Annotated in this window: 8 protein-coding genes; 7 read left to right on the top strand and 1 reads right to left on the bottom strand. The window is 68.6% G+C overall.

All coding sequences use genetic code 11. The features are described from left to right. Positions 1 to 19: 19 nt before the first annotated feature. Entirely contained in the window at positions 20 to 2,017 is a 1,998-nt protein-coding gene (locus tag ILP86_RS19725; RefSeq protein WP_227751425.1) for a glycosyltransferase, read from the bottom strand. A gap of 191 nt (positions 2,018 to 2,208) precedes the next feature. On the opposite strand from ILP86_RS19725, the gene ILP86_RS19320 reads away from it, so the two are divergent. The 7 genes from ILP86_RS19320 (at position 2,209) to ILP86_RS19290 (ending at position 12,745) form a co-directional block, all read left to right on the top strand. Beyond that, positions 2,209 to 3,162 carry a glycosyltransferase family 2 protein gene (locus ILP86_RS19320; RefSeq protein WP_308431989.1) on the top strand — a complete coding sequence of 318 codons (954 nt, stop codon included), beginning with the start codon at positions 2,209 to 2,211 and terminating at the stop codon, positions 3,160 to 3,162. Beyond that, positions 3,153 to 3,872, top strand: coding sequence for a CDP-alcohol phosphatidyltransferase family protein (locus ILP86_RS19315; protein WP_046746653.1), 720 nt, complete (start codon positions 3,153 to 3,155; stop codon positions 3,870 to 3,872). The genes ILP86_RS19320 and ILP86_RS19315 overlap by 10 nt, the downstream gene beginning before the upstream one ends. Further along, positions 3,869 to 4,486: a protein tyrosine phosphatase gene (locus ILP86_RS19310; RefSeq protein ID WP_193762707.1), complete on the top strand. Its 618-nt coding sequence runs from the start codon at positions 3,869 to 3,871 to the stop codon at positions 4,484 to 4,486. The genes ILP86_RS19315 and ILP86_RS19310 overlap by 4 nt, the downstream gene beginning before the upstream one ends. Before the next feature lie 199 nt (positions 4,487 to 4,685). Beyond that, entirely contained in the window at positions 4,686 to 5,222 is a 537-nt protein-coding gene (locus tag ILP86_RS19305; RefSeq protein ID WP_113681754.1) for a DUF4352 domain-containing protein, read from the top strand. Positions 5,223 to 5,307: 85 nt separating this feature from the next. Next, positions 5,308 to 10,017, top strand: coding sequence for a PKD domain-containing protein (locus ILP86_RS19300; RefSeq protein WP_227751424.1), 4,710 nt, complete (start codon positions 5,308 to 5,310; stop codon positions 10,015 to 10,017). Positions 10,018 to 10,028: 11 nt separating this feature from the next. Continuing rightward, positions 10,029 to 11,339 carry a hypothetical protein gene (locus tag ILP86_RS19295; RefSeq protein ID WP_061017332.1) on the top strand — a complete coding sequence of 437 codons (1,311 nt, stop codon included), beginning with the start codon at positions 10,029 to 10,031 and terminating at the stop codon, positions 11,337 to 11,339. A 53-nt stretch (positions 11,340 to 11,392) separates the two neighbouring features. Next, a complete protein-coding gene (locus ILP86_RS19290) occupies positions 11,393 to 12,745 on the top strand; it encodes a polysaccharide biosynthesis tyrosine autokinase (protein WP_052748602.1) in 1,353 nt (450 codons plus the stop codon). Positions 12,746 to 12,790: the final 45 nt, after the last annotated feature.

Raw genomic sequence — 12,790 nt, 5'->3', positions numbered from 1 at the left:
CGTCGCGGCCCACCGTCGTCTAGCGCTTCGCGCCGCGTCGCTTCACTCGCACGGCCGCGCGGAACGCGTCGGCGTGGGCACGGCCTGCATCGGCCCAGTCCCGTCGGGAGAGGTCGGGCGAACCCGTCAGCGTGGTCGCCGCCCGCCACGCCTCCACCACGGTCGGAGCATCGAGGTCTCCGTCGTACATGAGCACCCACTCCTGACCGACTTCGCGTCCGAGCGCTTCGTTCGCCTCGTTGCGGGGCACGAGCACGGGTCGGTCCATCGACAGGGCGGCGAGCACGCTGCCCGAGTTGTGCATGAACCGGTAGGCCAGCACGATGAGGTCGGAAGACGTCGCGAGCTGCACGAGCTCGGCATCGCTCAGGAAGTCGAGGTGCAGGCTCACTCCGGGGAGGTCTGCCGTCCGTGCACGGAGGTCATCGCCGAGCTCGGGGGTGGACGGGCGTCCGCCGATCCGCAGGCTCAAAGCCGGTTCCACCGCGACAGCCTCCGCATAGGCGTCGATGAACCCCTCGAGGCCCTTATAGCGGCGGATCCCGCCGAAGGAGCCGAGCTGGCCCCGAACCTTCTCCGCAGCGGGGAACTTCGCGTACCAGCCGCGGTAGTCGCCGTGCAGGATCAAGCTGTGCGGCGTGCCGGGCGCGAGCGGGGTGGTCTCGTTGATGACGATCCGGTAGTCGGTGTGGCGGTCGATGAAACGCAGCAGCCACAGGCGCGGCGCGTTGTCGTCCGGCAGCTCGATGTTGTGCACCGTGCGCACCACGGCGATCCGACGCGACAGGCGGTGACGGAAGACGAGCGCGGCGGTGAGCAGATACTTGCCCGTGGACTTCCACCAGGTGGATCCGTGCAGCTTCGCCTCCGGCCAGTGCCAGTGGAAGGCGTCGTAGCGCCCGAACAGCGCAGTGCCCCACGAGAACCGCAGACGCGTGAGGCCCTCGGTCGAGCCCAGTGCTTCGTCGAGCATCTTGTTGTACGGGTTCGTCGTCGGACGGGGAGCGCCCAACGACTGCATCACGCGGATGGTCGATCCGGGAACGGTCATGGTGGCGTCATCCTCCGATGGGCGTCGGTACTCGTCGTAGCGTCGACCGAGGGCGGCGGCGATCGTGCCCCGTCCGCGGTGCATGAGCCGGGTTCCCCTGGCGTGATGGGTGATGTTCGAGGTCAGGGCGCCGAAGGCTCTCCGCAGGGCGCCGACGACGATACGGGCCACGCCTCCGACCAGAGCCCGCAGTCGCAGCACCCCGCGGCGGAACTTCCCGTCGGTGAGCTGGAGCTGGATGCGGGTGCCCGCGTTCGCCGAGCTGAAGGCGCGCTGTGCCGCCCAGGCGCGGCTCAGGCGCGCGGCGACGACGAGGTCTTCCGTCTCGGACTCGTTGCACCACACGATCAAGCCGCCTCGGCGGGCGAGCTGCCGGGAGAAGAGTGTGTCCTCGCCGCCGCCGAGACCGAGCGAAGGGTCGAAACGCAGACCGAGCCGCCGGATGGAGCGGAGGTCCAGCAGCAGGTTGCCCGCCGCTGCCACCTGGAGCACGGTGCCCGTCTCCCTTGGCGGCCGTCGGAAGGTGCCGGATGCGAGGAGCCACGGGTCGACGTCCTCGTCGAAGACGGAGATCACGCGCCCCATCACGGCATCGGCGCCGTGTTCGCGCCACACCTCGATGAGCGCGGAGAGCCACCGCTCTCGCGGGACCTCGTCGTCGTCGATGAAGGCCAGCAGGTCGCGGTCGGCGCACTCGTCCAGGAGGCGGTTGCGAGCGGCGACGATCCCCGGCTCGGGTTCGACGACGTAGCGGACCGGGACGCTCGCATTGGAGGCCACCTCCCTGGCGGAGCCGGAGGGATCGTTGTCCACCACCAGCACGTCCACCGTGACCCCGAGGTCTGCGCACTCGGCGATCCGCTCGGGAAGCGTGCGCAGCAGCGCTCGGAGCAGCTCCGGCCTCCGGTACGTGGGTACGCCGATCGTCACCCTGATCATGTCGTTCGATTCCGGTCCCCTGGTCATCCGCCCCATCCCCATGGCAGTATCGCGCCTCGACTCCGACGCCGGCTCATCGTATCGTGAACCCCTGAGCCGCTCGTCGAGGAAGCTCTCGCGTATAGTCGTTCACCTGGGAGTCGACGTCGGTCGCGACTCTGGGGAATTCGACCGGCGACCCGAGGCGATCCGTGATCCGGATCCGGGGGGAGGATCGCGTGTCAATCGAGCACGGACGGCTTGCCGTGGTCGTGGTCAACTACGCCTCGGCGGGGTTGCTCGAGCGCAACCTGGTGATGGTGGAGCGCGAGGCGCGCGCGATCGATCAGCATGCGCTCGTCATCGTCGTCGACAACTGGTCGAACGCCGAAGAACGGCGCGCTGCCGCGACGATCGCCGACGCGCACGGCTGGCTCCTGATCGAACCGCGATCCAACTCGGGCTTCGGCGGCGGGGTCAACATCGGGGTGACGCGCGCGCTCGCCGAGGGTGCCACCGACGTCCTCGTGATCAATCCGGACGCGCACATCGATCGCGCGTCGCTGCGCCGACTGGCCGCAGCCACCGACGCCGAGCGCACGACCCTCGCCTCGCCGGTCATCACGGACTCGGACGGCAAGACCTGGTTCGCCGGGATCGATCTCCTGCTCGCCGACGGCACCATGCGCGCACGCCGCAAGCGCGACGCCGGGGACACCCAGCCGTTCGAACCATGGTTGAGCGGAGCCTGCCTGTGGATCACGCGCGAGGTCTGGGATCTCGCCGGCGGGTTCGACGACGAATACTTCCTCTACTGGGAGGACGTCGACTTCTCGCGTCGTGTCGTGTCGGCCGGCGGATCGCTGGCCCTCGTCGAGGACGCCAGGGCCGTGCACGACGAGGGAGGCACGCAGCGCGCGGAGCCCGAGACCTCACGCGCCAAGTCCGAGGGCTACTACTACTACAACATCCGCAATCGGATGCTCTACGCCGTGCGCCATCTCGATGACGAGGCCGTGCAGCGCTGGCGCCGGTCCATCCCGCGCACCGCCAGGGAGGTCATCCTCCGCGGTGGCCGACGACAGCTGATCCAGTCGCCCGCTCCGATCCGGGCCTATCTTCGCGGTGTGCGCGAAGCCCGACGGATCGCGCGGACGCACACCTCGGGCCAGAAGGGCAGGAAATGGTCGTAGACGCCTATCACCGTCTCGCACGCGCGCAGAAGGGGCACGCTCGTGGGGCGCCCGCCTACTCGGTGTACGTCAATCGGCGCATCGGTCGGGTGCTCGCCGCCGTCGCGTATCGGATCGGTCTCACCCCGAACCAGGTGTCGATCATCAGCGCGGTGCACTCCTTCATCGCGATCGGCCTCATCGCGTTCGGCCCCGTGAACGTGCCCATGGGCCTCCTGATCGCTCTGCTGCTGGTGCTCGGCTACGCCTGGGACTCGGCCGACGGTCAGGTGGCGCGTCTGCGCGGCGGGGGAAGCCCCCAGGGCGAGTGGCTCGATCACTTCATCGACACGCTCAAGATCGCCTCCCTACACCTCGCCGTGCTGATCGGGCTCTATCGGGTGCTTCCCGACACGCCTCTTCTCCTGCTGATCCCGATCGTGTTCAGCATCGTCGCCACGACCACGTTCTCGGGAATGCTCCTGAACGATCTACTCAAGGGCAAGCACGCGGTGGCGTCGACCCACGAGCGAGGAGGCGGGACCCTGCTGCGCTCGCTCATCCTGCTGCCGACGGACTTCGGGCTGGTGTGCCTCGTGTTCGTGCTGTGGGGGTGGACGCCGGCATTCCTCGTCGGCTACGGCGCTCTGTGCCTGGCCGCTGTCCTGTTCCTCGCGCTCGCCGCGGTGAAGTGGTTCCGCGAGATCGGAAGGCTCGGTGCCTCCGCATGACGCACGAGAAGATCCTGGTCGTGTGCGCGGCTAACGTGTGCCGGTCGCCGTTGGCCGAGCTGGCTCTTCGTCGCGGGCTCGGCGCGGATTCCCCCATCACCGTGAGCAGTGCCGGTGTGCGGGCGAACGCCGGCGACCCGATCTGCGCGGCGGTGGCCTCGGTCCATGAGGACGAGGAATGGCAGGCCTGGGCGCAGGAGCATCGGGCGCAGCCGGTGACGATCGAGCAGGTCGAGCAGGCGAGCATCGTGCTGACCGCATCGCGCGACATCCGTGGCGAACTGGTGAGGATGGCACCGCGTTCGCGTGACTGGATGTTCACGATCAAGGAAGCCGCCCATCTGGGGGAGGGCTTCTCGTCCTCCGCCTCCGACCGCGTGGTGGAGTACGTGGCGCACCTCGACCGTGCACGTTCCCGCGCCGTCCCGCTGACACCGCCTGGGGGCCCCGGGGCACGCCTGCGTCAGCTGTTCCAGGCCCGGGGGACCGTCGATCCGACGAGCATCGCCGATCGGCACGGGAGTCGCGGTCACCTGGAGACGATCCACGAGGTCGATGCCGCCATCGCGACGGTCCTCGCACAGCTCACGGGCCATCGTCGACACGCGTCCTGACCGGGCACTTGTGGTTTTCCAGACCTCACACTAGGATTAGCCGACGCCGCGTTCCGCGCGGTTGAAGGGGACCTGAAGCCGAGGGGGCTTCGGGATTGAGGAATCTGGGTTCTGGGGAGCTGCAGTGTTCAACGTTTCATCATGCCGTTCTGGGGACGGCACTTCGCGCTCACGACGCGCGATCTTCGTCGCGCCTCTGGTGGCGCTGGCACTCGTGACGGCCGGTTGCACCGCTGCCGCGCCGAGCGCTTCGGAATCGCCGGCGCCGGCAGGCACCAGCACCACCGACTGGACGCCGCCCGCCGACACCGAGGCCCAGGGGCCCACGGAAGGCCCGGCGCTCACAGAGGAGAACGGAGCGCTCGACGCGCCCATCTCCCTCTCCACCGACATGGTCGTCACGATCGACAAGATCTCGACCACGACGATCAAGCCCGAGACGCCCGGCGAGTACGCCGGACCCGCCGTGGTCGTCACGCTGACCGTGGCCAACGACTCGAAGCGTGCGCAGAGCGTCGACTCCGCGGTCGTCAGTCTCGTCACGGACGACGGCGACATCGGGGTCTCCACGACTGCCGGCCCGAACGAACCCCTGCAGGGTGAGGTCGCCGCGGGCGCGAAGACCACCGGCACCTACGTCTTCATGCTCGATCCGACGCAGGGGCGCTCGGTGAAGATCAGCGTCAACTACGCCGCAGGCGAGCCGGTGGCCACCTTCGCCGGCCAGCTGTCCTGACGCGCACGTAATCACTCGCATCACTTTCGTTTTTCATTGCACTAACTCATTTTCGAAGAAGAAAACTGGCGGCTGGGGAGTCACTATGGGGAACACATCGACCACGAGGCGAGCGCTGAGCGCACTCGCGTCTGTCGTGACGGCGGCGTTGCTCGTCGCAGGCATGACGACACTGGGAGCGCAGGCGGCGTCAGCAGACGTCCCCTCGACCCCACCGCCTCTGCTGCAGCGTGACGACAACGTCGTCACCTCGGATCCGATTCCGACGGTGCAGATCGACAACGGCTACGTCTGGGCGCAGACGATGATCGGGTCGACCGTCTATGCGGTCGGCAAGTTCGACAACGCCAGGGCCCCGCTCGCCACGCCGGGAACGAGCCTGACGGCCCGCTCCAACGTGCTCGCCTACGACATCAACACGGGTCAGCTGCTCTCGTTCGCGCCGCAGGTGAACGGTGTGATCAAGGCCGTCGCCGCGTCGCCGGACGGCAGCCGCATCTACATCGGCGGATCGTTCAACTCCGTCAACGGTCAGGCCCGCTGGAACTTCGCGGCCCTCGATGCCGTGACCGGCCAGCTCGTGGCCGGCTTCAACCCGTCGATCGGCGGCAGCGGTGTCTACGCCCTCGCAACCTCCGGCACCAGCGTCTACGTGGGCGGGCTGTTCACGCAGGGCAACGGCACCGCCCGTAAGAACCTCGCCGGCTTCAACGCCGCCAACGGAGCCCTGTTGAGCTGGGCGCCGCAGACCGACCTCCAAGTCGACGCGATGGTCATGGACCCCGCGGGGCAGAACGTCATCGCCGCCGGGCGCTTCTCGCAGGTCAACGGCGACCTGACGATGCGCGGAACCGTGGCACTGGACAAGGCGACCGGCGCGGTCGACACGTCCTGGGCACTCCCGCAGACGGTCAAGAACGGCTCGAACACGGGCTCGAACTCCGGCAAGGCCGGCATCTTCGGTCTCGCCGCCGACGACAAGGCCGTGTACGGCACCGGCTGGGTCTACGCCGACGCCGCCACGGGAAACCTGGAGGGGACCTTCGCGGCGGAAGCAGGGACGGGCCAGGTCCGCTGGATCGCCGACTGCCTCGGTGACCACTACGGCGTGTACTCCACCGGCAAGGTCGTCTACACGACCAGCCACACGCACGCGTGCGGCACGATGAGCCTGCACCCGGAGCAGAACCCGCGCACGCACCGCTACTCGGAGGCGTACACGGCGGATGCTCGCGGCTCGCTGGGCAACCAGCCCGCAGCCGGCGGCACCTACAAGAACTGGGCGGGCACTCCTGCACCGTCGCCCTACGCCTGGACGCCCGACTGGGCCGTCGGTGTGACGACGGGCATGGGACAGGCCGGTCTGTCGATCACGGGCGCCGGCAACATGATCTCGATCGGCGGTGAGTTCCGGTCCGTGAACAACGGCCGCTTCGAGGGACTCGTGCGCTTCTCGACGAACCCCCCTGGCGGAGCCAAGGACGGTCCCCGTCTCGCGGCGGCGAACTGGACCGGCACGGCGCAGTCGTTCATCCCCGGTCGCGTCCGGGTGTCGATCCCGGCCAACTGGGACCGCGACGATCTGACGCTCACGTACGAGCTCCGTCGCACCGGCACGGCCACGCCGGTCGCCACGACCACAGCCAACGGCACGTGGTGGAACCGGCCGTCCGTCACCCTCGAGGACAAGACGGCGACACCGGGATCGCAGCAGGAGTACACGGTCAGCGCCAAGGACAGCGCGGGAAACACCGTCAGCAGCCAGGCCATGAGCGTCACGGTCGCATCGGGAACGGTCTCGAGCTACACGAACGCGATCTCGGCCGACAACCCGCAGCTCTACTACCCGCTGGGCACCGCGGCGCAGGACTGGGCGGGCGCGAACCCTCCCGTGTTCGGCTCCGGCGTGACGTCGTCGGCTTCGGGCGTGGAGAACACTGCGACCGGCGCATCGACGTTCAGCGGAACCTCGTCGGGGCGAGCCTCTTCGACCGACAAGATCGCCGCATCGACGGAGTTCTCCACGGAGCTGTGGTTCAAGACCAACACCACCACCGGTGGCAAGCTGCTCGGCTACGGGTCGGCGGCCTCGGGTGACTCCACGAGCTACGACCGTCATCTCTACATGACGAACAACGGGCGTCTGGTGTTCGGCACCTACAACGGCAGCACGCAGACGATCCAGAACACCACGGCGCTGAACAACAACGCCTGGCACCATGCGGTGGCCACGCAGAGCGCTGACGGCATGAAGCTGTACATCGACGGCGTGCTCGTCTCGTCCGCGGCCGGCGCGACCACCGCCGAGAACTACGTCGGGTACTGGCGTGTCGGCGGGGACAACCTCAACAGCTGGCCCTCCGCACCGAGCTCGAGCAACTTCAAGGGAGCTCTCGACGAGGTCGCGGTGTACCCCTACGCGCTCACCGCCGCGCAGGTGCAGACCCACTACGGCATCGGCAAGGGCTTCCAGCCGCCGACCGCGGCCTTCACCTCGACGCCGACGGATCTCGCCGTGGCATTCGACGCCAGCACGTCCGCGCCGACCGGCTCGGCCACGATCACCGGCTACCGCTGGGACTTCGGGGACGACTCGGCCACCGCGACGGGTAAGACGGTGTCGCACACCTACACGGCGGCGGGCACGTACACCGTCAAGCTCACCGTGACCGACAGCAACGGCCTGGCCACCACGACGGAGAACCCCGTCACGGTGCAGGCGGCCAACGTCCTTCCGACCGCGTCCTTCGAGCTGTCGGGCACCGGGCTCTCGGTCTCGGCCGACGCCTCGGCATCGACCGATTCGGACGGCACGATCGCCTCGTACGACTGGAACTGGGGCGACGGTTCGACGTCCTCCGGCCAGGTCGCCAGCCACGTGTACGCCTCGGCGGGCACGCGCACGGTCACTCTGACGGTCACCGACAACCGCGGTGGCACGGCGACGACGACGCGGGAGTCCGTCACGACCCACGCGAACCCGGTCGCCACCTTCACCGCGACGGCGTCGGGGATGAACGTGGACGTCTCGGCCGCGGGCTCGAGCGCCTCCGACGGCGCGACGCTGTCGTACTCCTGGAACTGGGGTGACGGCACGGCCGCGGGCAGCGGTGCGACCGCCGGTCACACCTACGCCCAGCCCGGTGCGCACGACATCACGCTCACGGTGACCGACAGCCTCGGCGGATCGGCCAGCGTCACGAAGTCCGTGACCGTCCAGGCTCAGGTGTTCGCCGCGTCCGACTCCTTCGGTCGTGTCGTGTCGAGCGGATGGGGCGCGGCCGACATCGGCGGCACCTGGGCGCCGATGAGCGGTTCGGCCGCCGTCACCTCCGTCGGCGACGGCGTCGGCAAGGTGAACCTCACGCCGGGTGAGACGCGCGAGATGCTGCTGCAGGGAACGTCTCTCCTCGACACGTCCGCGCGCATCACCTACACGCTGGCCTCCGGCCCGTCGACGGGTGTGGCCTACGAAGGACTCGGTGCACGTCGCTCCGGCTCCAACGGGTACCGCGCACTCGCGTGGCACCGGGCGGACGGGACCACGTGGCTCGTGATCCACCGCAACGGAACCGCGATCGCCAGCACCGCCGTCGCCGGTCTCACCTGGACCGCGGGAAGCACGTTCAACCTCGCCATGGAGACGACGGGGTCCGGGACGACGACCATCCGCGCGAAGCTGTGGGCTGCCGGAGCTGCGGAGCCCGCCAACTGGCAGCTCTCCACGACGGACACGACGCCCGCCTTGCAGGTCGCGGGGGCGCCGACGGTCTTCTCCTACCGCGCAGGCAGCGCGACCGGCACCAACCTGGCGAGCTTCGACGACTTCACGCTGAAGAACCTCGGGGCGGCGACACCGCAGCCCGAGCCGCAGCCGGAGCCGCAGCCGCAGCCGAACGTGCCGCCGACCGCGGCCTTCACGGCGACGACCACGGGGCTGACCGTGAACGTCAACGGTGGGGCATCGACCGACTCGGACGGCACCATCGCCTCCTATGCCTGGAACTTCGGAGACGGATCGACGGGCACGGGGGCGACCAGCTCGCGGGCGTACACCGCGGCGGGCACCTACACGGTGACCCTCACGGTGACGGACGACAAGGGGGCCACCCACACCGCGACCCAGCAGGTCACGGTCACGGCACCGCCGGTCGACCCGCAGCCTCAGCCCAACCCGGCCGCGCTCGCGAGCGATGAGTTCGACCGCACGGCGGGGCCCGGCTGGGGAACCGCGGTCACGGGCGGAGCGTGGACGATCGCCGGCGGTTCGCAGGCGGCGGCGACCGTCGCCGACGGCCAGGGCAAGCTGAGTCTGGTCGCGGGGGACACCCGCCACGCCACGCTCAACTCGACCTCGATCGGCGACGCGATCCTCGAGACGCAGTTCCGCGTCGACCAGGCTCCTGCCGCTGGCGGCGCCTACGTCGGCGTGATCGCGAGGCAGACCGCTGCCGGGAAGTACTTCGCCCGTGCGTGGCTCCGTCCTGACGGAACCGTCTGGCTCGTGGTCCACCGCGAGGGAACGGTGCTGCTGACGCAGGCGGTACCCGGACTCGTGTGGGCGGCGAACACGTCGTACAGCCTCAAGGTCTCCGTCACCGGATCGGCCTCCACCGCCATCTCGGCGAAGATCTGGGCGACCGGCACGACAGAGCCCGCGAACTGGCAGATCAACGCGACGGACACGACTCCGCTCGCTGCGGGTTCCGTCGGTCTCAGCGGCAACCGGTCGGGCAGCTCCACGGCGCCCCTGAACGTCTCGTTCGATTCGTTCCGCGTCACCGCGCCCCAGTAAGATCCTGACGCATGGCCACTGCTGTTCCGATCGCGCTCCTCGCCGTCGGAGGAATCGCAGCAGTGGCCATCGTCGTGTTCGTGCTCAGGCTGCTGCCGCGCACGGCGTTCGTGGGCTGGGCCTGCGTCCTCTTCTTCGTGCCGCTCTGGGTCGGCGTCAACATCGGCTTCTACTGGGCCGCGATCACGCTGCTGACCGCCCTGATGATCATCGTCAACTGGTCGGTCGTCCCGCTGCGCGCCGCAGATGCCTGGGTCGTGGCATTCGTCATCGTGATCGTCGGGCTGTACGGCTTCGGAACGGTCGATCTCCCGTCGCTCGTCGCCGCTCTGCTCGAATGGGTCATCCCCTATCTCTGGGGACGCGTGGTGCTCGCCCGGGTCGCGCCGGAATGGGTCACGTCGACGATCGCGGTCGTCGCCATCGTGGCAGCCGTCCTCGGCATCATCGAGTTCTTCACCTCCCTCAATCCCTTCGTCCTGATCCCCGGATCCGGCGTGGTCTACGACACCTGGAGTCCTCTCCAGGAACGCGGCGGGGTGCTGAGGGTCGAGGGCGCGTTCGGCCACTCGATCGCCCTGGGAGCGGCGCTGGCGATGTCGTCGGCGTTCATCGTGGCGACGAAGTGGCGGCTGATCCCGAAGATCGGCGGCGTGGTGATCGTCGCGGTGGCGACGGTGCTGACGTTCAGCCGCGCCGGACAGCTCACCCTCGTGCTCACGCTGGTGCTGTCCACGTTCCTCATCGTCGGGGTGTCCACGCGGTTCCGGGTCGCCGTCGTCACAGCCGGTGTCATCGGCACCGCCATCGCCATCCCGATCATCGACTCCGTCTTCGGGGCGGCGGGTGACGAGGCGGGCGGCAGCGCGGACTACCGGACCGATCTCCTGGTGCTCCTCCAGCAGGTGCAGCTCTTCGGCAACCCGGGGGACTGGCACTCGCTCGTCTCGGGGGACTACTACCTCGGCTACTTCGCGCGCTCCGTCGACAACGCGCTCGTCCTCACTCTGCTCCGGTACGGGTACGTCCCCACACTGCTGATCATGGCCGCCCTGGTCTGCGCGGCGATCATGACCGTACGACGCTCGACCAGGAGCCCGGCGTCGATCGCCGTCGTCGGACAGCTGCCGAGCCTCGTGGTGGTGGCGTTGATCACGCAGTACAGCATGTTCCTCTGGTTCTGCGTGGGCCTGGCGATCACGTGGGCGCGCGACGCGGACGTGATCGGCAGAGGGGGGCAGCAGTCAGAGGAAGCACTCCAAGACGGGCTCGGACCCGTGCACCGGCAGCGCCTCGTCGGGAAGCCCCCTGCACAATCATGAGGTCGCAGGAACGAACACCTCTAGAATCGAAGTCTCAGGGGGAATGGGGAGTCATGGGCGAGAGCCGGGTGAGTCTGCGCGTGATCGCCAGCTCGTTGCGCAAGTTCTGGTGGGCGATCGTGCTCTGCGCGGTCGTCGGGGCTGCAGGGTCCTTCGGGTACGCCTCGTTGCAGACCCCCCTGTTCCAGGCGACGACCTCGTTGTACTTCGCCCTGAATCAGGGAACCAGCGCCTCTGACCTCAACCAGGGCTCTGTGTACACGCAGAGCCAGATGCTGTCGTTCGCCCAGTTGGCGACCAGCTCGCGGGTGCTCGACCCCGTCATCGAGGAGCTGGGGCTCGACACGACTCCGCGAGCCCTCGCAAGGGACATCGAGGTCACGATCCCCCAGAGCACGGTCACGTTGCGGATCACGGGGATCACGGATGATCCGAAGGCAGCGGCCGAGCTGGCCGATGCCGTGGCGGACCAGCTCATCATCGTGGTCAAGGACGTGGCGCCCAAGGACCCGCAGGGCGAATCGACGATCACGGCGCAGGTCATCGACGACGCGGTCGTGCCTGAGTTCCAGTTCACGCCGAGCAAGCCGCGCGATGCCCTTCTCGGAGGCTTCCTCGGGGGCGTCCTGGGCCTCGCCATCGCGGTGCTCATCGGAGTGCTCGACACCCGTATGCGCAACGAGGAGACGCTGACGGAGGCGGGTGGCGACCCTGTTCTGGGCGTCGTCTCGAAGTCGCCTCTCCTGGCCATGCGGGGCATCGCCGTCGCGCAGGAGCCGCTCGGCCACACCTCGGAGGAGTTCCGCCGTATCCGTTCGGCTCTGGCCTACGCGAACGTCTCCTCGCGGGTGAAGGTGCTGCTGGTGACGTCGGGCATGCCGGCGGAGGGCAAGTCGACCATCTCGGTCAACCTGGCCATGACCCTCGCCGGTCTGCGCAACTCGGTGCTGCTGATCGACGCCGACATGCGGCGGCCGCGGGCGCACGAGCACGCGGGCATCGACGGCTCGATCGGTCTGACCAGCGTGCTGCTGGACGAAGTCGAGTTCGAGGTCGCCAAGCACAGTGTCGCCGACAGCACGCTCGATATCCTGCCCGCAGGTACCATCCCGCCGAATCCGGCGGAGCTCCTGACGTCGGCGCGCATGAACCAGCTCCTCGACTTCGCCGCAGCGGAGTACGACTACGTGGTCATCGATTCCCCGCCGATCCTCAGCGTGGCCGACGCCAACCTCTTCGCCACCCAGACCGACGGCGTGATCCTCGTGGTCGACGCGACGAAGACGCGCCGCGCCGCTCTCGCCAAGAGCATCAAGTCGCTCGAGTCGGGCGGTGCCCGCATCCTCGGCACGGTTCTGAACCGCGCCCGGCCGGATCGTCACCGCAGCGAGTACTACAGCGACTGAGGCGACATCCGAGGCCCCTCGGGTCGCGGAAGCGACGAAGTATAT

Origin of the sequence: Microbacterium sp. R1 (assembly GCF_015159725.1) — a bacterium.
GTDB classification, from domain to species: Bacteria; Actinomycetota; Actinomycetes; order Actinomycetales; family Microbacteriaceae; genus Microbacterium; species Microbacterium oxydans.
This window is presented reverse-complemented; position numbering and strand designations above follow the sequence as displayed.